Source organism: Fodinibius sp. GM21 (assembly GCF_058386955.1).
On record NZ_JBYEIQ010000005.1, the window covers coordinates 154,349 to 176,457 of the forward strand.

A 22,109-nucleotide genomic window follows, 5' to 3' on the forward strand; every position below is an offset into this window, starting at 1 on the left:
ATGTTGAAAATTAAGCCAATTTGGGATTGGGATTACGAACTTTAGCAAGATACGACGTTCTTGGTCGCGTATTAAGCTCTTCGAGAAGTAAGTAGTTGCGGTTGTTCTTCTTCGTTTTTACTACTTCGCTTTCGGGATCGGTGAGATCACCAAAATAGATGGCATCTGCGGGACAAGCTTGCTGACAAGCTGTCTCTACAGCTCCATCTTCAGGTTTCTTGGTTTCGCCATTTGTTTCAATGCTGCGGTTAATCTTGGCGCGATTAACACGTTGTACACAATAGGTGCATTTCTCCATCACACCGCGGAAACGAACGGTTACTTCCGGATTCATTGCCATTTGAATGATTTCCGGATCATCTCCACCTGTTAAAAATTCTTCTGAGTAATTGAAGAAATTAAAGCGACGAACCTTATAAGGACAGTTATTTGCGCAATAACGGGTTCCAATACAGCGGTTATAGGTCATCTGATTCATGCCGTCATCGCTGTGGGTGGTAGCCGCTACCGGACAAACTTGCTCACAAGGAGCCAGCTCACAGTGCATACAGGGCACGGGCTGGTGTAGAGCATTCGGATCGTTGACGTCGCCATCAAAATAACGGTCGTTTCTGATCCAGTGCATTTCACGGCCCCGACTTACCTCGCGCTTACCCACAACCGGAATGTTATTTTCAGCCGTACATGCTATCGTACAGACTCCACAGCCGGTGCAGGTATTCAAGTCGATAGACATACCCCATTGCGGTTCGTCCTCGGGATATTCCTGTTCATCAATCGAGTTAAAAATGGATAGAGGTTCATCCTCTCCATGCTCATCAGCATAAGCAAGACCCGGCATCTCGGCATCATAAGAAGATTCATAGGTCGAGAAGTTGGGGTTCTCTTTATATTCTTGAAGGGTGGCGTGTCGCAATAGCGATCGCCCTTCCATCGTGTTATGGTCTTGCGTACAAGCAATTTCGTACGTTTCACCAGTTTTTTCTACTGATATATTACTGGCAAAATGCATGTTAGCTGTCGTGCGAAGCGGATAGGTATTGACACCTGTTTTATTCGCAACGCGTCCGACACCTTCACGACCGTATCCTACAGTTATCGTGATGCTGTCGTCGGCATGACCGGGTTGAACCCAAGCCGGCATCCTTATAGTAGTACCGTCAACAGTAATAGAAACAACTTCCACTTCTGATTTTCCGAGACCCGCTTCTTTTACACCCAGCTCGTCGGCTGTTTTCTTGCTCATCAGCGCAACGTTGTCCCAAGTAATCTTCGTCATGGGCTTGGGAAGTTCTTGCAGCCAGCCATTGTTGGCGAAGCGTCCATCAAAAACCGTAGAGTCTGGACGAATGACCAGCTCCATACCCTCAGAAGGCTCAGCATTACTAACGAAGTCGCTGGCTTGTGAATTAAATGCACTTGAAATACTTACAGAAGCAGCAGAAAATGTGTCATCACCCGCTATTCCATCGTGAAGTGCTTTATTCCACTGACTCTTAAAGTTGTTCGAGTAATAATCTTTCCAGGTGTTCTGAACGAGATCATAACCTTTCTGTTGATCTCCGGACAGAATAATATTCAGAAATTCAATTTCGCTGATCCCGGAATATAGCGGCTCAATTTGCGGTTGAATGATAGAACGTGTTCCGGAATAAGAATATCCGTCGCCCCAAGCCTCGAGAAAATGAGCTCGGTTTATATGCCAGTTGGCCAGCTTTGAAGTTTCATCATAATAGTTAGAGAGATGAATAACCTGTCCTGCGTTGGCAAGGGCATCATCAAAATTCAGATCAGCCGGTGCCGTGAATGTAGGATTCGTTCCTACAAGTACAACGGTATCTATATTTCCGTTATTTAATTCTTCAACTAATCCGGAAAAAGCTTCACGATTGTTTTGCTCATCAACATGCGGTACTTCAAGATACTCAACAGTTTCGCCATCATTGCCAAGCGCAACATTGATCGCTGCAACGGTAGCATGTAGTTTCGGCTTATGATCACGTCCGACTGTAAGTATAGAATTACCTCTGTTGTCGAGCAGTTCTTTAGCCAAAACAGAGATCCATTCGTGATCAGAAAACTCATTAGTATAACCACTGAATGCGGACAATCCGCTAACAGAGTTAGAAAGCTCAGCAGCCAATGCATATATAAAGAGTTCAATTTCGCCTGATTTTATGCGCAGGCGATTGTCGGCGTTAGAACCGGTAATGCTAAATGTGCTTTCAACAGCATAAAACCTGGACATGTCGTCATTTTCAGACATTACACGACGCCGATCAGTAAAACGCTTCGTGTTTTCAACGCTGTTTTTGTCAGCGGCCGGATTCAGGAAATCATCATCAAAACTTACAATCGTATCGGCTTCATCATACTTATTATATGTACGTAATCGCTCACCTAACGCAATATTTGTACCTTCAAGCGCATTATCTTCTCCAAATGGTTCATAGGTGATCCACTCTGCATTTAAAAATTTATTCAGAGCTTGATCCTTCAGCCTGTTATAAGTAGGAGAGGAGTTGGCTTCAGAAACAAAGGCAATATTCTGATCAGTGTTGGAAAAATGATTGCTGCAAAATTCTGCAAAAGCACTAACCGAAGAGCGTTCCCCATCTTTCCGAACATAACGTGAACGGTCAGGATCAAACATGTTCAAGATCTCAGCCTGACCAAAAATACTGGTATTCCCCTGGCTGGCAGGATGCATCTTATTTCCTTCTATTTTTGTTGGTCGCCCTGAATTATTTTCAACGACGATGCCACTCAGAGCATCCTGAAATGGAGATGCTGAAGCGTAATATTGAGGTACGCCTTCTACCAAATCTTCTGGTTGCTTGCTAAAGGGTACAATTTTTTGCACCGGTCGCCGGCAGGCAGCAAATCCCGCAAGCGCAATGGAAGCTCCCATCACACGCAAAAAGCTGCGTCGTGATACTTTATCATTAAGTTCTGTGGCATTTTCAGGGAATTCGCGCTCGACAAACTTTTCATACTCTTCATTACGAGCAAGTTCGCCAAGGCTTTTCCAATAATTGGGATTTTTTACTTCTTCGCTCATTCCGTTACGATTGCGTTAATTCAGATTCGTTCGGTTAAATATTCCTTCTTATTAATAGTGGCAACTTTGACAATAGGTAGGGGGAGCAATATTGTGTTTTGCCACAAGCTCACGACCCATCTCAATCTGATCTTTTTCCGGTTCATATCCCATTGTAGTGACTTCTTCAACCGGACGAACATTTTGTTCCGGATTTCGGTGACAGTCAAGGCACCAACTCATACTTAAAGGCTCTTTTTGAAAGACAACCTCCATTCGATCAATACGTCCGTGGCATGTTTCGCATCCCACTCCTACGTTTACGTGTGCTGCGTGATTAAAGTAAGCATAGTCAGGGAGGTTATGCACGCGCGTCCATTCAATAGACTCTCCGGATTCCCAACTGTCACGAATTTTTTGTACTTCTTCAGGCTTGTTTCGTCCATCAATCTGATTGTGACAATTCATGCATGTTTGGGTCGCCGGTACATTCGCGAACTTAGAATCAAAGACATTGGTGTGACAATATTGACAATCAATATCAAGTTGGCCGGCATGTAGCTGATGGCTGTATTCGATGGGCTGCTCGGGAGCATAGCCTACATCGGTATATTCCGGAGAAAAGTAATACCAAACTCCTGCTACTGTTGCTGTCGCGAAAATAATGAGCCCGAGCAAAATACGTTGAGGTACTTCATTTGCCCATCGGGGAAAAATCTGAGCCATGGGTTAAGTAAAATTTGTCGTTACTTTTAAGTAATTGTACTCTAAAAGTTTCGGCATGAAAGTATGGAAAATCCAACTCTTTTAGAACCTATAAAAATGAGCTCCCTCATATTTAAATCGAATCTAAATAGAATGGAGTTACCTATTCATGCCCAAGAATTAAGTGGGCTAAAATATAATCTATTTATCAAAAATGCCTAATTGAATTTAGGAAATCCCGAGAATTATATCTGTAAACTTGACAGACATTGAACCAAAAAACGATTCTGTAGAAAATTGAATATTATGTATCTTCAGCCTACTGAAAAATTTGTGCGTTAAAAGCAGTCTATGGATTCTGAGAAACCGATTACGATTGATCTTTTAAAAAACATTAGCCTCTCCAAAGCCATTGGTGTAATACTATTAATAAGTAGTGTGGCATTTGGCTTCTTAATCTGGTTGATATATTACAAAGGGGGAAGTGATTACAGCTCGAATTTGATTACGAGCCTACCTGCATTGAATGCATTATTAAATAGTGCGAGTGCTGTATTGTTGATGTTTGGGTATCAGGCTATACGAAAGCGAGATTTTAGTCGGCATATGAAATTTAATCTCACTGCTTTTGTTACCTCTACTTTTTTTCTAATCAGTTATGTAATCTATCATAACTTTCATGGCAGCACGCCATTTACAGGGGAAGGGATAATTCGACCCATTTACTTTTTTATTCTTGTATCACATATCATTTTATCTGCACTTGTTATGCCTATGATACTTACCAGCTTTTATCTGGCATTTTCCGGGAAGCTGAAATTACATCGGAAAGTGTCTAAAGTTACGTTACCGGTGTGGCTGTATGTTTCGGTAACAGGAGTGGTGATCTTCTTTATGTTACGAGCGTATTCCTGAGAGTATAGATTTGTAATCCAATCACGATCTATGGGGTAGACCATGAGACTTCCATCCCATCAGAAGTCATAATAGCTGTTGCGGTAACTTCAACATCTTCGTTGGTGCCTGTTCCCGTAACGGTTAGGGTATTTCCCGATCCGGAAACTTCGTAACTGCCGTTTTCGTTTTCAGGATCGATGGACAGAATATTTTCCTCAGAAATACCATCAAATGAACTGCCGCCCCCGCCCAACATGTCCGGCTTCTTATAATAGATCTGGGCATCATTAATTACCATCAGTATATCTTGACGAACTGCCGATTCATTCGAGTTGTCTCTGGCTTCCTGCATCGTATCAATAGCAACGACGGCTGCCACGCCCACGAGAATAGATACTAATATGACTAAAAGCAGTTGTTGTTGTCCCATAACTCATCTGTTTGAAATATTTCTTTCAAATAAGGAAGAATTTCTCTTTTGATAAACTTGGTTAGTATATCTTAATACATTCCAAAAGTGCCTTTTTGGCATTTTGAGCACATATTAGCACTGCCTTTTTAAAAAATTAAAGAACTTTAAAGATTCAGAAATCACTTATTGCGCAATAAGATGAGTTCTCTTGAATAAATTGCGTGTTGTTCTGCAGAAAATTGCGTATATTCGCCACAGCTGGTGTTACTTAATATCCCACCTACTCGTTTAAACAGGTTCTTACAATCCTTTCTTTGGTCTGTCGGCGCCTCTAATATATACGGTTTTTGGATAGCGGTTTAGCAAACCGGTACTATAAGTATGTTTTTGTGGCGTCAGGTATTCACTAATACTCAATTATATTTTATTTATGACAGATTTAGATTTTAACGAACTTAATATTTCCGATCCTATTCTCAAGGGCATTGAACAGATGGGGTTCGAAAAACCAACGCCTGTACAGGTACAATGTATTCCACCACTTTTGGATGAGAAAGATGTTGTTGGTCAAGCTCAAACAGGGACAGGAAAGACGGCCGCATTCGGAATTCCGGTGGTACAAAAAACCGATCTTGATATCGCAAATGTACAGACTATCATTATGTGTCCCACTCGTGAACTGGCAATACAGGTGACGGGAGAACTTATTAAGATAGGGAAACACCTTAATGGGTTGAATGTTATTCCCATTTATGGAGGACAATCCATATCACGACAGATAAAAGCGTTGAAGCGTGGTGCACATATTGTTGTCGGAACGCCTGGCAGAACTATTGACCACCTTCGTCGGGGTACGATGAAGCTGGACAATCTGCAGCGTGTTGTTTTTGACGAGGCGGATGAGATGTTAAATATGGGCTTCCGTGATGATATGGAGCAGATTTTATCTTATGCCGATCAACCGGTACAGACGATTATGTTTTCTGCGACGATGTCGAAAGGGATTCGCAAGATTATGAATCGTTATATGAACAATCCGCAGACGATTACGATTGAACGCAAGAAAGTAACAGCGCCTAATATTGAGCAGTATGTGGTTGAGGTTCGTGATTCTGTTCGTACCGAAGCAATTTGCCGATTTATGGATATTAATGATTTTAAGCTGGCGCTTGTTTTCTGTAATACCAAACGCAAAACCGAGCAGGTAACGCGAGAGCTCAAGTCAAGGGGGTATTCTTCGGATTTTATTAACGGTGATTTGAATCAGAATCAGCGTGATCGCGTAATGGCAAAATTCAGATCCGGTGCAATTGATATTTTGGTCGGAACAGATGTTGCCGCTCGCGGATTGGATGTCGAGGATATTGAAGTGGTTTTCAATTATGATATCCCCCAAGATCCGGAGTATTATGTGCACCGTATTGGCCGGACAGGTCGTGCCGGGCGATCAGGAATGGCGATTACGTTTACAACACGTCGCAAAAGAAAAGAACTGCATACCATTGAGAAGCAGATCAAAAATCAGTTGAATCCCCTTGAGATGCCATCCACGGCTGATGTTCGAATATCACAAATGGCCGGACGTATGGAAGAAGTCGTAGAAGTGCTTGAAAAAGGAGATTTACGACCCTACATAGAACAGCTTGAAGGTTTTACTGATGATCGGTTTACGACGATCGAAATTGCAGCTGCTTTGCTTAAAATGAATACTTCAGTTGAGGAATCTTCTGAGGATGGATCTCAGGTCGGTCAGTATGATGATTCGGCAATGATTAAAATTCATTTCAACGTGGGTAAAAAGAGCAATGTGTATCCCGGTGATTTAGTAGGAGCGATTGCAGGTGAATCTGGAATCCCCGGAAAAGTGATCGGAAATATCGATATTTTCCCCAAGCATTCTTTTGTTGATGTACCCGGTCAATACGTAAACCAGGTACTAAACGGGATGAATAAAAACCGGGTGAAAGGCAAGAAGGTGCACGTTAAAGTAGCCTAGCAACCATATATTTTGCAAAGTTATTAAAGTGGATATCCGGCGATGGGTATCCACTTTTTTTATGGATGCTATTTTACTTCCTTCGGACGAGCAGCTCCCAAACCAAAAAAAAGTTTAGCTCCTACAATAATCAACAGGAATAGGAGTGGGATAAACCATGCTCCGGTAAAATCGTGCATAGCTCCGAACAACGTAGGTCCTATGGCGGCCAGGAGATATCCAATCGATTGTGCCATTCCGGAGAGTTCGGTAGCTGTTTCACTGTTTGTTGATCGAAGTACAATAAACAAGAGTGCCAGTCCAAAGCTGCCGCCCAAGGTAAGCCCAATTACTGATGCCCAAAGGGCAACCAAAAACGGATCGGGAAACATCAATCCGATTAGACTTATGGCTTCAGCAATCATGAGTGCCCAAACCAATTTTCTCTGATCGTTAATTTTTTCTGCCCAGACCGGGATAAAAATGGTACCGACCACCCCCATTGCTTGGGATAAAGAAAGCATCCATCCGGCGTTACCGGGAGAAAGCCCCCGGTCCTGAAGAATTTCCGGAAGCCAGGCCAATATCACATAAAATGCAAGAGATTGAAGTCCCATAAATAATGCTACCTGCCAGGCTACAAGGGAACCTCCCAGTTCTTTCATGGATGTCAAAAAGTTACGTTCCTGCTTTGGAACTGTTAGATCCACTAACTGGGGAAGCCAAACAATAAAAGCAAGAATAGAAAGTGCTGCCCATGACCCCAGTGACCATCGCCAGCCCCAGCCTAAATCGTGGGCTAATGGTACGCTAACTCCGGCTGCTAATGTTGCACCAAGGCCCAGCATGCTGGAATATACGCTCGTCATAATTCCGGTATGGTTGGGAAAGTCTCGTTTAACTAAGCTGGGCAAAAGTACATTGCCAAAAGCGATTGCAATACCCAGCAATAAGGTTCCTGCAAAAAGCGCCCAGTTTGCAGGAACAACTCGCAGTAGAATGCCCCCGGAAAGCAAGGCCATTGCCAAAGCAAGGGTACCTTCTATTCCCATGCGTTTTGTGAACAGTGGTGTCAATGTTGAGAGTATACCAAAGGCTAGCAAGGGCAGAGTAGTGAGTAATCCGAGCATAGCGTTGGAAAGACCGGTAGCTTCTCGAATGGTACTCACTAAAGGACCAACACCTGCCAATGCAGGACGCAAGTTTAGGGCAATTAGGACGATACCCGAGACAAGTAAAATATTTTTAAGACGTGAATTTTGTTCAAATGGGGAAGATGCAGCCATCTGTAAAGTTCAGAATTCTAAAATTTATATCGTTATAATAAGGCGAGCCAAAGATACAAAACTGCAATCAGTATTCATGAGCAATATCATTTCTGATAGCTGCAGTTAAATGGTTATAAAAGTTGTACTGTCTAACCCAAAGTGAATAGCTTTAAAAATATTGGATCTCTATGAGACAAATAGTAAACACATCAAATGGCGGATATGAAGTGCTCCAAGTTCAGGAGGTTCCTGATCTCGAGCCAGAACAAAATGAAGTCATTATCAACGTTAAAGCCGCAGGTTTAAACTTTGCAGATATTTTAGCACGGAAAGGCCAGTATCCTGATGGTCCGTCGAAACCCTGCGTGATGGGATATGAAGTTTCGGGTGTGGTAGATTCTGCTGGTAATGCTGTTGGTGAGAAATGGCTGGGAAAAGAGGTCATTACTTTTACTCGTTTTAAGGGGCAGGCCGAGCAAGTAGCCGTCAGGGAATCGCAATTATTTGAAAAACCAAATCGATTATCATTTGAGGAGGCCGCTGCACTGCCGGTCAATTATTTAACAGCTTATATTTTGATTACCGTAATGGGATCTTTGCAGCCCTATGAATCAATTTTGATTCATAATGTAGGCGGTGGCGTCGGAATTGCTGCTTTAGACATTGCCCAGCACATTGGAGCAACGACCTACGGCACGGCCAGCAAACGAAAGCACGAATTTTTAACCGAACGCGGATTAGATTACGCCATCGATTATCGTAATAAGGATTGGTTCGAAGAACTAATGGATTTGACTGATGGAAAAGGTGTTGAGCTCATTACCGATCCCTTGGGAGGAAAAGAGTGGAAGCGAAGTTATAAAGCGTTGCGGGCAACAGGACGGCTGGGTATGTTCGGTATTTCTTCTGCAAGTGAAGGGACGAGCGGAGGAATTGGTGCCCTGTGGAGCATGGTCAAAACGGTTTTACAGATGCCTATCTATCATCCGTTGCCGCTGCTTGGCAAGAATCGAGGGGTATTTGGTGTTAATTTGGGACACTTATGGCATGAGCCGGAAAAGGCAAGAATTTGGATGCATAAGATACTACAAGGAATAGATGAGGGATGGGTTAATCCTCGTGTGGATGCAACATTTGGCTTCAAAGAAGTGGCTGAAGCACATCGTTATATCGAAGAGCGAAAAAATATCGGGAAAGTTGTTTTAACGCCTTAACAATAAAATTATCGGATATGCAAATAGTGTATGTAGATATGGATAGTGTGCTGGTCGATTTTGAAAGTGGGATTGACCAGCTTTCTGAGGAAATGTATCAGGAATACGAAGATGATCTTGATGAAGTGCCCGGATTCTTCCGGGATCTTCCGCCTATTGAGGGAGCTATTGATGCATTTCACAAACTGACTGAACAGTACGACGTCTATATATTGTCAACAGCTCCCTGGAACAATCCCTCTGCGTGGATTGACAAATTACTCTGGGTTAAAAAACATCTGCCTGAAGTTGCACATAAGCGCCTTATTTTAAGTCACAATAAGCATCTCAACCGAGGGGATTATCTTATTGATGATCGTACGGCTAATGGGGCCGGAGATTTTCCGGGTAAACACATCCATTTTGGTGAAAAACCTTTTTCGGATTGGGATGCTGTATTAGGTTATCTGCTCAAATAATCTGTTTCTGCTACGAATAGATTTCGTAGCAGTTAGGAGGTGTTTGCCCTAATATTTTTGGACTTGAGAAAGTCGAGCGTGATTCTGTTAAACACCTCGGGCTTTTCCACATTAACCACGTGACCGCATTTTTCAACTACCTCGAGAATGGACTTTGCATGTTCTTTAACAACATTTTTGACGGGAGGAAGGAACAGGTAATCCTCACTTCCCATAATGTACAAAGTGCGAATTTTTAGTTCTTTCTCCCGAAAATATTTAAGTAATGGGTTTACTTCGTGAGTCATGTTAAACCACTTGATGAACTCTTTTTTGTAAAGTTTTTTTGCCTCTCTTATAAATAGATTTCGAGATTCGGAATGTCGTTTTTTGGGCAAAATAATCCAGGCAAAAAGTTTATACAGCCACATAAAAGGGATTACTTTCTTAAACATATGCCCCAGCCCTACTAAAAACCGTGATCTGATATTAAGCCGCATGATAGCTCCACACATTACGAGCGACTGTACGCGTTCGGGCTGCATTTCACCAATTGTTCGGATAATAATGGTGCCGAGCGAAACCCCTACGAAGTGTGCTTTTTGGATACCGATTTCGTCCAACACATTGATAATATCTTGGCTGGCCATCTTAAAAGAATATTCTTCTTCGTAATATTTCTGGAGCATCCCTTTTGACTTTCCATGACCACGGAGATCCACCATCAACACGTTAAACTCTTTTTTGTAGGCACGCAGCTGTTTGAACCAGATCGAAGAGCTTCCACCTGCCCCATGGACAAACACGACCCAGTCTGTGTCTTCGTTTTTAAAAAATGTCTTGTAATAAAGCATAGTTGCTACTTGAATGAACTTAAAGCTACAAAGAGCTGATCAGGTTTCAAATGGGTAAGTATAGAGGTTAGTTAACGACGTTATAAGGATTTGTTGTTTTCTGCTTGTCGAACCAGTTTTTCTATCATGCGAGAAAATATAAGCGAATGGAATGGATATAGACCATACCAGTAGAGTAGACCAAATAACCCTTTGGGTGCGAAATAAGCTGTTTGTACCAACTTCGTCATTTGTGCCTCCTGCTTGATAGCCTGAAACTCAAGCCATGCTTTTCCTGGTAGCTTCATTTCGGCACGAAGTCGTAGCAATTCATCCGGTTTTATAGCCTCTACGCGCCAAAAGTCGAGTGCATCACCGACACGCAATTCTTTTGGATGGCGCCGGCCTCGTCGAAATCCAACTCCTCCGACTAATCGATCCATAATCCCGCGTGATTTCCAAGCCCATTGAAATACCGGCCATCCTTTTTCTCCCCCCAGGCTCGAAAAGGTTTCGAAAACTTGTTGTGGTGAAGCGTTTACTGTTCGTATTCTTCGTTCGATGTTAAGCCCTTCCTTAGTTTTAAGTATTACGGGTTCTTCATCACCTTTACTGCTAATTAACGCATCATTCCAGGTTGTCTCAACATCATCAGTATCAATACGCGCCATGGCAAGTTCGACGGCCCGCTTATAGGAGAGAGTTGATATTTCAGGAAACAGTTTTTCGGCTTTATTATCTTTTACAATTACGTCGTTTTTGAGCCCTTCGATGAGAGGCCGTGCCAAAGAGGCCGGAACGGGTGTCATCCAGTGCACCCAGTGTGATGAAAGGGTAGGTGATAGTACCGGAACTGGAATTAAAATGCGTTTTAATCCATTAACTTCGGCATAAATTTTCATCATATCGGCATAGGTGATAACACTACTGCCCCCGATTTCAATGATTTCATCTCGTGTTGCAGGATTTTTGATTGCAGAAACCAAATACTGCAATACATTACGGATAGCTATGGGTTGGACGTTGCTGTAAACCCAAGATGGACAAATCATTATTGGAACCCGTTCTGTAAGATAACGGATCATTTCAAATGATTTACTACCCGATCCGACTACAATTGCTGCTCGAAATTCAGTGACCGAAACTCCCGATTCCCTTAAAATAGAGCCCGTTTTTTGTCGAGAAGCCAGATGTTCAGATAATTGGTCCTCAGGATCACCAAGCCCTCCCAAGTATATTATTCGATTTACATTTTGCTGGTTGGCAATTGTTCCGAAATTATTTGCCGCTTCTATATCTCGATTATGAAATTCAGAGCTGCCTTTTCCGCTCATACTGTGAATGAGGTAATAAGCTACATCAATATCTTTTAAGGCAGCTGGTAATGTTTCGGGTTGTAATACATCTGCTTCAACAACCTCTACATCATTGATCCAAGGACGCCCTTGCAGGCGATCGGTGTCTCGAGAGAGTACGCGAACGCGATATCCTCTTTTGAGGAGTTCCGGAACAAGACGTCCACCGATATAACCGGTGACACCAGTAACGAGGCAGCGTAAAGGTTTTTCCAAGGGAATCTATTATTTAGTTAATGTTGAAGAATGTAACAGCAGGAAGGATGAAAAAAGTCCAAAGGAACAAAAATATTATTATAGTTCAATTTTTATTAGATGATCAACTTTTGTAGAATGCAATTTATTATCAGCTTTAGGAATTTTTTATCAACATTCGGCTATGAAAAAACAGGTTTGCAAAAACAATTTGCCTGGTATAGTACTATGTGCGTTAGTGTTTTTATTTCAGTTCTTGATACCAGTTGAATACAGTTTTGGACAAGTAAGAGACGATTCTCTTTGGTCATTTTCAAAGATACGAACAGACGCGAATTCTGATAATGAACTCGATTATCTCGGGGAAGAAGTAACAATAACAGGCATTGCTAATATTGGTACCGGGTTGCTCCATGAACATTATTTGCAAGCTTTTGTTCAAAATGATTCTGCCGGAATGTCCATTTTTGCAAAGCAGATTGATCCCCCTTTTCAGTCCGGTGATAGTTTAGTAGTACACGGCAAAATTCAACGTTACAACGGCTTGGCAGAAGTTAGTGCCGATTCTTATCAAGTATTTAGCAAGGCTTCGCGGGTATCGGCTACCAAACCCTTGAAAAAGGCCGTAGCTAATCCATCTGAATATTTGGGCATGTTGGTTGAAGGGGATGGCAATATTATAGAAAAAGGGAGTACCTACAATGGAAAATATTTAAGGATATCATCTGGAGAGTTGGCAAGTGGTACTATTATGGTCTATGTGTCCAACTTTCATAAATTGTATGATCAATTCAGTTTTGATGTACTGAGTAGCGGAGATAAGATATCAGTAAAAGGTATTATTTCTGAGTATAATCCCGAATTTCCGGAAGATCGAACCTATAAACTTTTTCTGCGAACTCCCGAGGATCTGGAGTATGCGGACTTTCCCAAGTATTATATGTTGCTGATTATAGGCGGATTGGTTCTGGTAACAGCACTAGTCATAGGTTGGGTTGTGGTGTTGCGTAATCAGGTGGATAGTAAGACCAGCAAAATTCAGCAGTCGCTTAAAGAAAAAGAGATATTACTGCAAGAGATACATCACCGTGTAAAAAATAGTCTGGCTATTGTTTCAGGTCTCATTGAGTTGCAGTTGGATAGCACGGATAGTAATGAGGCAAAAAGGGTGCTTCAGGATAGTCAAAGCCGAATTCGGTCTATGGCTTTGATTCATGAAAAATTATATCAGAACAAATCGCTTTCGGATATTACCTTGAACACGTATGTAAAAGAGTTGGTTGAAGCAATTCACAGTACCTTTACAGAATATAACAAAGCGGTTGATTTGAAGTTTGACCTGGATGAGGTTGAAATGGATGTCGACCGGGTCATACCTTGTGGACTTTTAATTAATGAGCTGGTCGTAAATGCGTTTAAGCATGCATTTCAAAAAGATAAGAAAGGAATATTAGAAGTCGGGCTTCTCAAAGAGAATGGGAATATTAAACTAAGTATCGTTGATAATGGCCCGGGCCTACCCGAAGGCTTTGATCTTGGGAGCGAGAATAATTTGGGCTCATTGCTTATTGATACATTTGCGAAACAACTAAACGCAGAAATAGATATCAAAAATACAGAAGAGGGATCCAGGTTTAAGTTTACATTTCCCAACAATTAATAGGAAAAGAAAGAGGCAAAGGCTTTACTGAATATTGCTTTTCGTGTTCATGGGAAAAACATTGCCCGGGTTGGGACCCAGTACTTCGCAATATTTAATAACCTCATTCTTTTTAGGAAGGGTAACATTTTTAAACTCTGATGTTCGGAAAGAGTCTTTTATGAGTTCATAAGTACGCTCACTTATAATGATGGAGTTTGGTTTATCCTTGCTGATCTTTTCCAGTCTGGATGCCGTATTAACAGTATTCCCGATCACAGTGTATTCCATAAACTCGTCGGTGCCAACATTTCCTACAATCACCTCTCCACTATTAATACCGATCCCGATACTTATTTCAGTACCCATTTTTTCACTGTACTTGATGTTGATTCGGTCCAGCAGACCAACCATGTCCAAGGCAGCAGAAACAGCATTTTTATGATTATTCAAGTGGGATACCGGGGCACCAAAAACAGCTAACAATCCATCACCAATATATTTATTGATCGATCCCTTGTTCTCTTTAATGGCAATAGAAAGCACGTCCCAATAGTCATTCAAAAATTGAACGACCTCGGAAGGAGGGAGCTTGCTGGTCATTTTGGTAAAGTCCCTCATATCTGCAAATAAGACTGAAACCACCCGGGATTCTCCGGGTTTTATCATGTCCTCTTTTTTAGTGTTTAAAGCCTGAGAAACAACTTCGCCGGGCACATACTTCTTAAATAAATCCAAGATATCTTCCTGTTTTTCTTCGTAGGAAGATAGTTTTTCTGAAAGTTTTTTATTCTCAAAATGAGCCTTATGTATTTGCAAGGCATTATCAATGGCCATTTGGAGATCTACGTTTGTAAAGGGTTCAGAAATAAACCTGAAGATAAGCCCTGTTTTGTAGGCACGTTCCAGGGAGTTTGTATCCGGAGATCTGCTTAGGATTATATTGGTTAATTCTGAGAACTTTTGAGAGATACTTTCGCAGAATTGTAAACCACTCATTTCCGGCATCATCTGTTCCACTATAACTACGTGGATATCATAATCGGTTAGGGTGTGATGGGCTTCCGTAATTGAGGATGCTGTAAACACATTATAATCTTCAACATAGGCCTGCCGAAACCGGTTTAACACCTGCTGGTTATGAGAAATAAATAATATGTTACCGTTATTTTGATACATATAGTTTACGTAAAATAAATGTACACGTATCAGCTAATATAGGTAAAGGGGTTTATTTTCCCAATTCTTTGAATTTAATACTTATTAAAGGATTTGAAGCGAGTTAGGGATAAATAGATGACTATTCGTTCATGAGATCAAGCAAGTAATCGGTTTGTTGCTGTTCTACTTTTTGAATACTGGATTTCGTTGCTTCTGCTTTCACTTCTTTTAGAGCTACATCATTAAGATCATCCTCATTGTCCTTCATTTCGGCCCAAAGTCGATGAAAACGGGCGGCTTGTATAGCCCCGTCCAGAGGATCGGGATTTATGCATTCGCGAGCAGCAAGATAGGCGGGGGCATTTTTATTGCCCTGCATCATTCCCGTAGTATCAGTAGCGATAGCAGTGCCTTCAGTTTCTTCGTATAGCTCTTTTAGCTCTTTGTCGTCAGCTTCTTCCTGTATGGCTTTTTCAGCAAGATCGAGTATCTTTTTCTGTATTGGCTTCAGGTCATCATTAATTTGCCGGGCACACCATACGGCAAATTTTCGGAGCAGGATAGGGTTTTCCTTTTCATTGAGATGTTTTAGCAGCAATGTAACTTGATCATCCTCTTCTTTGACTCTGTTTCCAGTCTCACCATCAATGACAATGATTTTATGATGTTCGGTGTCGTATATATAAATCAGATCTTGCCTTTTATGCTTCATAAATATATGGTTTCTTCGTTTGTCTTTGAGTTTACAATAACAAATTGCATTTCCCAACTATTCCATCCATAATATGACAGAATTTGAAACATAGTCATTCACATGTCTCTATTAAAAAAAGATCAGACACGTTCCCTGTTTTCATGGGCACTTTTTGATTGGGCTAACAGCGCTTTTTTTACAGTTATCCAAACTTTTGTATTTGCCACATATTTTATGCAGTCGGTGGTTCAGGATGAAACGCTTGGTAGTACGTTATGGGGAAATACCATTGGGGCAGCGGGCATTTTAATTGCTGTCTCTGCTCCTTTTGTTGGAGCTATTGCTGACCAGATGGGGCGCCGAAAACCGTGGATAGCCTGGTTTTCGCTGCTTTGCATTTTGGCTACTGCCGGCCTCTGGTTCGTAGAACCGTCGCAAAATTTTATAGTATTGGCATTAGTGTTGGTTTTTATTGGGACGGTTGGGTCTGAGTTTGCAATAATTTTTTATAATGCCATGCTACCCGACTTGGCTTCGAAAGAGCGGATGGGGCGCTGGTCGGGTTGGGCTTGGGGACTTGGATATGCCGGTGGACTTGCCTGTCTGGTAGTTGCGCTTTTTGTATTTGTTGATGTGGAACATCCACCTTTTGGATTGGATAAAGCTGCGGCAGAACATGTGCGTGCAACCTTCTTAATGGTTGCAGTGTGGTATGCCTTATTTTCGCTGCCATTATTTGGGTTTTCCAAAGATCGACCTCGGACGGGGGTAGCATTGAAAAAGGCGGCAAAGTCGGGGTGGCAACAGCTTAAAACATCCATAGCAAACGTACGCAAGTACAAATATATCGTTCGATTCCTCATAGCCCGAATGATTTTTATTGATGCATTGGCAACTGTTTTTGCATTTGGTGGCATTTACGCTGCGGGTACTTTTGATTTCAGTGAACGAGATGTATTGATATTTGGCATTGGATTGAACGTGACAGCCGGACTGGGAGCGGCCCTGTTTGCCTGGTTGGATGATAAACTGGGTAGCCGCACAACAATGCTACTCTCATTGATTGGACTTATTGTTACAACTACAGGGGTTTTAATTGTTACAGAGCTTTTATGGTTCTGGGTGTTTGGGTTGGTGCTGGGGATATTTGTAGGACCTGTTCAGGCCGCCAGCCGGACGTATATGGCCCGTGTATCTCCTCCGGATTTAGAAAACCAAATGTTTGGACTAATGGCTCTTTCAGGTAAGGTAACCTCGTTTGCGGGTCCACTATTAGTGGGATGGCTTACTTACATCGCTGATAGTCAGCGTATAGGAATGAGCGTAATTGTGGTTTTATTTGTGATCGGTTTTGTAACTCTGTACTTCGTGCCCGATGCCGAAGAAGCACGTCCCGAGGAGTAGGTCATTTTAATTTTGAAATTTAACCATGTTTTTAATCGGGAAAATGCTAACTTAGGCTCATATTTTTAGGATGCAATAGATCCTGGATGGAGAGAAGCTCCATTCCATAACAAATTAATTAACAGAGGAAAAATGAGTCGATTAGACGAAATTAAAGGCATCATCACAGGAATTGAAGATGATATGGTAAAATTTTACGAAAAAGGAAATAAAGCTGCCGGCACCCGTGCCCGTAAAGGGTTGCAAGGGTTGAAGAAGCTTGCGCAAGAAGTCCGTCTTGAAATTCAGGATATCAAAAACAACGGATAATTTTTTTTACTTATCATACTTTGAAAAGCCACGTATAGTGGCTTTTTTTATATACGCTGTTTTCGCTATAATATTTTGAAGGCTTAAACCTCATGCGCTCATCACCGAAAGATAAATTATCACACGATGCCATCAAGGCATGGCGCGTTTCGTTATCAATATTCATTTTATTTTTAGTTCTTGCTCTCTTTTTTCTTTGGGGATATAAACTGCTATCACCGGGATCTGGCTTTTTATCCACTTGGACTCTTTTGGCGATTACTGTAATACTGGTAGTTATTACAGGGCTTGCCATATTTTTTATTCCTGAGATTCGCTGGCGTCGTTGGTCTTATGAGGTTGATGAGCATGAAATTGATCTCCAAAGCGGTATTTTTATCATTACGCGTACATTAGTCCCTATTAAAAGAGTGCAACATGTAGATACCCGGCAGGGACCCATTCTAAGATCTTATAGTTTAGCTGATGTGACTATTTCTACGGCAGCAACAACACACCGTATTCCGGCGCTCAATGAAGAGGTTGCCGACCAGGTGCGTGATCAAATTTCTAAATTTGCCCGATTGGCCGAAGAAGATGTCTGAACTACAACGACAACATCCTGCTGCTGCTCTTGCTAATGCTTTTGATATTGTTAGGGCAAACTTTGTTACCATTCTGATCTTAATTTTTGTGGGAAGTGGTGGAAGGGAAGCTAATTTTACACTGTATTGGATCATCGGCACCTTTTTATTTTTGTTAATTTGGGGTGTTATTTCATGGTATAGATTTGAATTTAGCGTCAGTGATGGTGAGCTCCGAATTGAGCAGGGAGTGCTGGTACGCAAAAAACTTTATCTTACTTCCGATCGTATTCAAGTGATTGACATTTCGGCGGGAGTAGTCCAGCGATTATTTGGATTAGTTGCTGTTGAAGTAAAAACAGCGGGGAGCAGTTCTAAAGAGGCGAAAATTAACGCCATCACCCGGGTAAAGGCGGAAAAGTTAAAAACACTACTCCGAAAGAAATCTGAAAACTCTGACGAAACGCAGGAAGTGGAACCTGTATCTGAGCGTAAAGTCTATGCATTGGATACCAGAGATCTGCTTATTGCAGCCTCAACGTCCGGTCGATTTGGGGTAGCCCTTTCGGTAGTTGGTGTGGCCTTTTCTCAGGTTGAGCAGCTGATTTCTGAAGAGCAAATGATTCATTTCGTAGAAACCTTTGTTCCCCGAAGTACCAACGTTTCCATGATTGTTATGTCTATTATTGCTGTAATTGCAATAGCATGGCTGTTTTCGTTTGCAAGTACGATTATCAAATATTACGATTTTGTGGTAGAGGTTCGAGAGAACGAGTTGTTAATAAGTCGCGGACTGTTTGAGCGTACACAGCTGACAATTCCCTTTAATCGTATACAAGCCGTGCAAATTAAAGAGGAACTGTTACGACAGCCTTTGGGATATGCCTCGTTGGTAATTGAAAGTGCCGGATACGGAGAAAGCGAAGGGAATTCTACTACATTATTTCCGTTGTTGGCAAAGCCGCAGATATATAGTTTTATCAACCAAGTAATCCCAGATTACCAAATGGAAATATCCGAGAATAGTAACGTGCCATCGGTGGGATTGCGTCGGTATCTTTTTCGGATGCTTTGGATCTCACTGCCTGTTATTCTGGTTGTCTGGAGCAGCATTCCTTATGGTGTTTACAGTTGGTTCTTGTTGATACCTGCCCTGTTATTAGGATATCAGCAGTATAGAGATGCAGAAATTGCCAGGGGAAAGGATACTCTGGTTCTTACTTTTCGGTTGTTGAGTAAAACAACTGCTATGGTTAAGAACTACCGAATGCAGTCGTGTCAGGTTCAACAAAATCCTTTCCAAAAAAGATTGAATTTGAGCAACTTTACCGTACATGTTGCCAGTGGTAATCAGGGGCGTGCTTTTACGGTAAGAGATATGGATGTTACTAAGGCCATGGATTATAGGCTATGGTTATCCAATGGAAAGGAGGGGGATAGCATTAATACTGATACAGTGGATAATGAAAATCGCAAACCACTAAATGAGGACTTAGACAAAAGAGATCCTACCCGGTAACCCACCAGTGGTAAATCGACAAGGTGCAAACTCCAAAAATAATATGTAGAGCCAAAATCCAGTAGGGCATAAAAGCTCCCCATTCATGACCTAAAATACCCGGATTTTTAATGGGTTTGTTTTCACCGATATAGGGATGAGTGTCAGCAATTATTCCGATCATGGCACCTACAAAAATGCCGTGCCCCAATCCCCACAAAATACCCGCCGGCCAATTGGGGGTTACAACCATGGCGGTAAGAAGAATTACATATAATATGCCCCACCCAGCACCAATAAGTAGATGCAATGATATGCCTACAATATATACTTGTGATTCGTTTTGGATATCTACAAATCGTGTTCCGATGAGATAGGGGATATCGAGATCCTGCCCAAAAAGTTTGAGCAGGTAGATGAGCAAGGTTATGATTAGGGCGCCTATAAAACCTGAGATTGCAGCGATTAGCAGATTAGGTTCCATAACTCCTCCTTTTTTAAGAAGTAAAGCTGCGAAAAAGTTTAATGTAACACCGACCTTTATTGCTATTATAAGGTTATTACTCTTTTAGTAAATAGCAATAAGGGGGGCTAGAGAGAAGGGAGCGCAGTTGTTGGTTGAGTCAAGACATTTTTCCAGCAAAAGCCTTACTGATGGATTTTTTTAGGTGGCTCATTTGAATGGGCTTAACGAGATAATCTACAAAATCAGTTTTTTTAGCTCGCTCAAGATTATACTGATCCGAGTTGCCGGTAATATAAATTACATGGACATCCGATTCTTCACGAATTTTCTGCATCGCTGTAATGCCATCAATATTATCCTTGAGCTGAATATCCATCAAGATTAGATCGGGCTTGAGTTCAAAAAAAGCGTCAATTGCATCTTGACCGGCAATAACCTTTTTGACAACCTGGTGGCCGAGTTTTTTGATCATCCGCTCTAATACCATAGAGATGATCATATCATCTTCAACAATGAGAACTTTCTTATCTGTTATTGACTCACTCATTTTGTATTCCTGATCCCAGCTGAATTAATTAGGCAGTAATAAAATAAATATTTTGCATTTAACCTAAGGCAACATCCAAAATCATCATAACGCTAAAACCGATCATTGTACCAAGGGTGGCTAAGTCGGCGTTTCCGTGAAGTTGAGATTCGGGAATAAGTTCTTCAATGACAACGTAAATCATAGCACCCGCGGCAAAAGCAAGGGCATAAGGCAAGAGAGGTTGTACCATTAATACAGCCACGGCCCCGATAACAGCTGAAATAGGTTCAACAATACCCGATAGTTGTCCGTACCAAAAGCTTTTGCCGGCTGATAATCCCTCACGCCGCAAGGGCATAGAAACGGCTGTTCCTTCGGGGAAATTTTGGATGCCAATTCCAATGGCCAGAGTGATCGCACCAATTACCGTTGCCCCGCCTGCTGCTTCGATACCTGAGGCCGCTGCACCAAACAAAACCCCGATGGCAAGTCCCTCGGGAATATTATGAAGCGTAATTGCCAATACAAGTAGCGTAGCTCTCCGCCAGGAGGTTGGGACTCCTTCGGCTTCTTCCATTGACAACCCGATATGTAGGTGTGGAAGGTAGGCATCGCAAATTCTCAAAAAAATACCACCGCTTAAAAATCCAATAACGGCAGGCATCCACTCGATCATGCCTTGCGCACCAGCCATGTCAATAGAGGGGACGAGCAGAGACCAAAAGCTGGCAGCAATCATTACGCCTGCAGCGAATCCCATCATTGCATCAAGCACTTTGTATTTAACAGAATTCATAAAAAATACAAGTGCTGCTCCCAAGGCCGTTAATCCCCAAGTAAAAAGGCCTCCAATGAGACTTTGATAAACGGCCCCAAGCGATAAAAACCATTCTTGCATGCCTGTAATGTCCATATGTTGTAGTAAAATTTTAATCGAAAAAGTTAAATAATAATTTTACTTCTATAAATTACTAACAAAAATAAATTTCAGCGGGATCTAATACCCCTATAATACTCAATTCTCCTTTTGGTCATAGACTACGCTGTTTATTTGTCAGTCTGCAGATTAAAAAGGATGGAGAAAACACTCCATATAATTTTTAGCTTAGTCTAAAAATAAAATTTTATTAAGCTTAATCAATATTTATTATTCATAGGGTTGATCCTTGTTGATCAAGCCTGAAAGTAGGGAAGATCGCTGAAATATATGGTTACAGTTTAGCAGCTCACTGACATCCCAATATTTCGGGTCGTCATGGTTTTGTTCAGGTAAGTGCAATTGCTTGCTAACACCTGCATTATTTCTCTTGTGACTTATCCCAAAATGAGATAAAAGAGTCAGGCATAAGATACAAAAAGGGAAGCTGTACCCTGTTTATTTCGGAGAGTTTTCCTTACCTTCTTCCATTTATAGAATCTCCGTAATGTTAGTGATTTCTTTATCAAAAGAAGAATCATTAGGAGTGGATCTTTGTTATTTGATCCAATTACCATTTTTAATAAAAAAATCCTTTC

At 41.6% G+C, this 22,109-nt stretch carries 20 protein-coding genes; 9 read left to right on the forward strand and 11 right to left on the reverse strand.

Annotated elements, in window-relative coordinates:
- Window positions 1-10: 10 nt before the first annotated feature.
- Both ACT3IB_RS13690 and ACT3IB_RS13695 read right to left on the reverse strand, forming a co-directional pair.
- Window positions 11-3,061, reverse strand: coding sequence for a TAT-variant-translocated molybdopterin oxidoreductase (locus tag ACT3IB_RS13690; RefSeq protein WP_491539587.1), 3,051 nt, complete (start codon window positions 3,059-3,061; stop codon window positions 11-13).
- A 51-nt stretch (window positions 3,062-3,112) separates the two neighbouring features.
- Entirely contained in the window at window positions 3,113-3,766 is a 654-nt protein-coding gene (locus ACT3IB_RS13695) for a cytochrome c3 family protein (RefSeq protein WP_491539588.1), read from the reverse strand.
- A 330-nt stretch (window positions 3,767-4,096) separates the two neighbouring features.
- Between ACT3IB_RS13695 and ACT3IB_RS13700 the strand changes: the two genes are divergently transcribed.
- Window positions 4,097-4,660: a DUF420 domain-containing protein gene (locus ACT3IB_RS13700; RefSeq protein ID WP_491539589.1), complete on the forward strand. Its 564-nt coding sequence runs from the start codon at window positions 4,097-4,099 to the stop codon at window positions 4,658-4,660.
- Window positions 4,661-4,688: 28 nt separating this feature from the next.
- Here the strand turns inward: ACT3IB_RS13700 and ACT3IB_RS13705 are convergent, their stop codons facing one another.
- The gene (locus ACT3IB_RS13705; protein ID WP_491539590.1) at window positions 4,689-5,072 is read right to left on the reverse strand and encodes a hypothetical protein; all 384 of its coding nucleotides are present in this window, start codon (window positions 5,070-5,072) and stop codon (window positions 4,689-4,691) included.
- Window positions 5,073-5,484: 412 nt separating this feature from the next.
- On the opposite strand from ACT3IB_RS13705, the gene ACT3IB_RS13710 reads away from it, so the two are divergent.
- The gene (locus ACT3IB_RS13710; protein WP_491539591.1) at window positions 5,485-7,050 is read left to right on the forward strand and encodes a DEAD/DEAH box helicase; all 1,566 of its coding nucleotides are present in this window, start codon (window positions 5,485-5,487) and stop codon (window positions 7,048-7,050) included.
- Between the two features lie 68 nt (window positions 7,051-7,118).
- Here the strand turns inward: ACT3IB_RS13710 and ACT3IB_RS13715 are convergent, their stop codons facing one another.
- Window positions 7,119-8,315: a CynX/NimT family MFS transporter gene (locus tag ACT3IB_RS13715; protein ID WP_491539592.1), complete on the reverse strand. Its 1,197-nt coding sequence runs from the start codon at window positions 8,313-8,315 to the stop codon at window positions 7,119-7,121.
- A 170-nt stretch (window positions 8,316-8,485) separates the two neighbouring features.
- Between ACT3IB_RS13715 and ACT3IB_RS13720 the strand changes: the two genes are divergently transcribed.
- Window positions 8,486-9,511 carry a zinc-binding dehydrogenase gene (locus ACT3IB_RS13720; protein WP_491539593.1) on the forward strand — a complete coding sequence of 342 codons (1,026 nt, stop codon included), beginning with the start codon at window positions 8,486-8,488 and terminating at the stop codon, window positions 9,509-9,511.
- Between the two features lie 17 nt (window positions 9,512-9,528).
- On the forward strand, window positions 9,529-9,969 hold the full coding sequence (locus ACT3IB_RS13725; protein WP_491539594.1) for a 5' nucleotidase, NT5C type: 441 nt from the start codon (window positions 9,529-9,531) through the stop codon (window positions 9,967-9,969).
- 32 nt (window positions 9,970-10,001) lie between these two features.
- Here ACT3IB_RS13725 and ACT3IB_RS13730 read toward each other — a convergent pair whose 3' ends face one another.
- On the reverse strand, window positions 10,002-10,802 hold the full coding sequence (locus tag ACT3IB_RS13730; protein ID WP_491539595.1) for an alpha/beta fold hydrolase: 801 nt from the start codon (window positions 10,800-10,802) through the stop codon (window positions 10,002-10,004).
- 80 nt (window positions 10,803-10,882) lie between these two features.
- Window positions 10,883-12,352 carry an SDR family oxidoreductase gene (locus tag ACT3IB_RS13735; RefSeq protein ID WP_491539596.1) on the reverse strand — a complete coding sequence of 490 codons (1,470 nt, stop codon included), beginning with the start codon at window positions 12,350-12,352 and terminating at the stop codon, window positions 10,883-10,885.
- 163 nt (window positions 12,353-12,515) lie between these two features.
- Here ACT3IB_RS13735 and ACT3IB_RS13740 point away from each other — a divergent pair, with 163 nt between their 5' ends.
- Window positions 12,516-13,991, forward strand: a complete 1,476-nt coding sequence (locus ACT3IB_RS13740) for a sensor histidine kinase (RefSeq protein ID WP_491539597.1) — start codon at window positions 12,516-12,518, stop codon at window positions 13,989-13,991.
- A gap of 24 nt (window positions 13,992-14,015) precedes the next feature.
- Here the strand turns inward: ACT3IB_RS13740 and ACT3IB_RS13745 are convergent, their stop codons facing one another.
- Together ACT3IB_RS13745 and ACT3IB_RS13750 are read right to left on the reverse strand one after the other, a co-directional pair.
- Window positions 14,016-15,149 carry an adenylate/guanylate cyclase domain-containing protein gene (locus tag ACT3IB_RS13745; protein ID WP_491539598.1) on the reverse strand — a complete coding sequence of 378 codons (1,134 nt, stop codon included), beginning with the start codon at window positions 15,147-15,149 and terminating at the stop codon, window positions 14,016-14,018.
- Between the two features lie 121 nt (window positions 15,150-15,270).
- A complete protein-coding gene (locus tag ACT3IB_RS13750) occupies window positions 15,271-15,843 on the reverse strand; it encodes a hypothetical protein (protein ID WP_491539599.1) in 573 nt (190 codons plus the stop codon).
- A gap of 102 nt (window positions 15,844-15,945) precedes the next feature.
- Here ACT3IB_RS13750 and ACT3IB_RS13755 point away from each other — a divergent pair, with 102 nt between their 5' ends.
- The 4 genes from ACT3IB_RS13755 (at window position 15,946) to ACT3IB_RS13770 (ending at window position 19,620) form a co-directional block, all read left to right on the forward strand.
- Entirely contained in the window at window positions 15,946-17,229 is a 1,284-nt protein-coding gene (locus ACT3IB_RS13755) for an MFS transporter (RefSeq protein ID WP_491539600.1), read from the forward strand.
- Between the two features lie 132 nt (window positions 17,230-17,361).
- Window positions 17,362-17,538 carry a histone H1 gene (locus ACT3IB_RS13760; RefSeq protein ID WP_322574418.1) on the forward strand — a complete coding sequence of 59 codons (177 nt, stop codon included), beginning with the start codon at window positions 17,362-17,364 and terminating at the stop codon, window positions 17,536-17,538.
- A 92-nt stretch (window positions 17,539-17,630) separates the two neighbouring features.
- Entirely contained in the window at window positions 17,631-18,122 is a 492-nt protein-coding gene (locus tag ACT3IB_RS13765) for a PH domain-containing protein (protein WP_491539601.1), read from the forward strand.
- Window positions 18,115-19,620, forward strand: coding sequence for a PH domain-containing protein (locus tag ACT3IB_RS13770; RefSeq protein ID WP_491539602.1), 1,506 nt, complete (start codon window positions 18,115-18,117; stop codon window positions 19,618-19,620). The genes ACT3IB_RS13765 and ACT3IB_RS13770 overlap by 8 nt, the downstream gene beginning before the upstream one ends.
- Here the strand turns inward: ACT3IB_RS13770 and ACT3IB_RS13775 are convergent.
- From ACT3IB_RS13775 to ACT3IB_RS13785, 3 genes are all read right to left on the reverse strand, one after another.
- The gene (locus ACT3IB_RS13775; protein WP_491539603.1) at window positions 19,610-20,083 is read right to left on the reverse strand and encodes a hypothetical protein; all 474 of its coding nucleotides are present in this window, start codon (window positions 20,081-20,083) and stop codon (window positions 19,610-19,612) included. The genes ACT3IB_RS13770 and ACT3IB_RS13775 overlap by 11 nt on opposite strands.
- A 139-nt stretch (window positions 20,084-20,222) precedes the next feature.
- Window positions 20,223-20,612 (reverse strand): response regulator, encoded by a 390-nt coding sequence (locus ACT3IB_RS13780; RefSeq protein ID WP_491539604.1) that lies wholly within the window; start codon window positions 20,610-20,612, stop codon window positions 20,223-20,225.
- Between the two features lie 58 nt (window positions 20,613-20,670).
- Window positions 20,671-21,507 (reverse strand): ZIP family metal transporter, encoded by an 837-nt coding sequence (locus ACT3IB_RS13785; RefSeq protein WP_491539605.1) that lies wholly within the window; start codon window positions 21,505-21,507, stop codon window positions 20,671-20,673.
- Window positions 21,508-22,109: the final 602 nt, after the last annotated feature.

Excerpts from the sequence above, each read along its gene's own strand:
- ACT3IB_RS13690 (WP_491539587.1), bottom strand. The coding sequence starts at position 3,061 with ATGAGCGAAGAAGTAAAAAATCCCAATTATTGGAAAAGCCTTGGCGAA.
- ACT3IB_RS13695 (WP_491539588.1), bottom strand. The coding sequence starts at position 3,766 with ATGGCTCAGATTTTTCCCCGATGGGCAAATGAAGTACCTCAACGTATT.
- ACT3IB_RS13700 (WP_491539589.1), top strand. The coding sequence starts at position 4,097 with ATGGATTCTGAGAAACCGATTACGATTGATCTTTTAAAAAACATTAGC.
- ACT3IB_RS13705 (WP_491539590.1), bottom strand. The coding sequence starts at position 5,072 with ATGGGACAACAACAACTGCTTTTAGTCATATTAGTATCTATTCTCGTG.
- ACT3IB_RS13710 (WP_491539591.1), top strand. The coding sequence starts at position 5,485 with ATGACAGATTTAGATTTTAACGAACTTAATATTTCCGATCCTATTCTC.
- ACT3IB_RS13715 (WP_491539592.1), bottom strand. The coding sequence starts at position 8,315 with ATGGCTGCATCTTCCCCATTTGAACAAAATTCACGTCTTAAAAATATT.
- ACT3IB_RS13720 (WP_491539593.1), top strand. The coding sequence starts at position 8,486 with ATGAGACAAATAGTAAACACATCAAATGGCGGATATGAAGTGCTCCAA.
- ACT3IB_RS13725 (WP_491539594.1), top strand. The coding sequence starts at position 9,529 with ATGCAAATAGTGTATGTAGATATGGATAGTGTGCTGGTCGATTTTGAA.
- ACT3IB_RS13730 (WP_491539595.1), bottom strand. The coding sequence starts at position 10,802 with ATGCTTTATTACAAGACATTTTTTAAAAACGAAGACACAGACTGGGTC.
- ACT3IB_RS13740 (WP_491539597.1), top strand. The coding sequence starts at position 12,516 with ATGAAAAAACAGGTTTGCAAAAACAATTTGCCTGGTATAGTACTATGT.
- ACT3IB_RS13745 (WP_491539598.1), bottom strand. The coding sequence starts at position 15,149 with ATGTATCAAAATAACGGTAACATATTATTTATTTCTCATAACCAGCAG.
- ACT3IB_RS13750 (WP_491539599.1), bottom strand. The coding sequence starts at position 15,843 with ATGAAGCATAAAAGGCAAGATCTGATTTATATATACGACACCGAACAT.
- ACT3IB_RS13755 (WP_491539600.1), top strand. The coding sequence starts at position 15,946 with ATGTCTCTATTAAAAAAAGATCAGACACGTTCCCTGTTTTCATGGGCA.
- ACT3IB_RS13760 (WP_322574418.1), top strand. The coding sequence starts at position 17,362 with ATGAGTCGATTAGACGAAATTAAAGGCATCATCACAGGAATTGAAGAT.
- ACT3IB_RS13765 (WP_491539601.1), top strand. The coding sequence starts at position 17,631 with ATGCGCTCATCACCGAAAGATAAATTATCACACGATGCCATCAAGGCA.
- ACT3IB_RS13770 (WP_491539602.1), top strand. The coding sequence starts at position 18,115 with ATGTCTGAACTACAACGACAACATCCTGCTGCTGCTCTTGCTAATGCT.
- ACT3IB_RS13775 (WP_491539603.1), bottom strand. The coding sequence starts at position 20,083 with ATGGAACCTAATCTGCTAATCGCTGCAATCTCAGGTTTTATAGGCGCC.
- ACT3IB_RS13780 (WP_491539604.1), bottom strand. The coding sequence starts at position 20,612 with ATGAGTGAGTCAATAACAGATAAGAAAGTTCTCATTGTTGAAGATGAT.
- ACT3IB_RS13785 (WP_491539605.1), bottom strand. The coding sequence starts at position 21,507 with ATGGACATTACAGGCATGCAAGAATGGTTTTTATCGCTTGGGGCCGTT.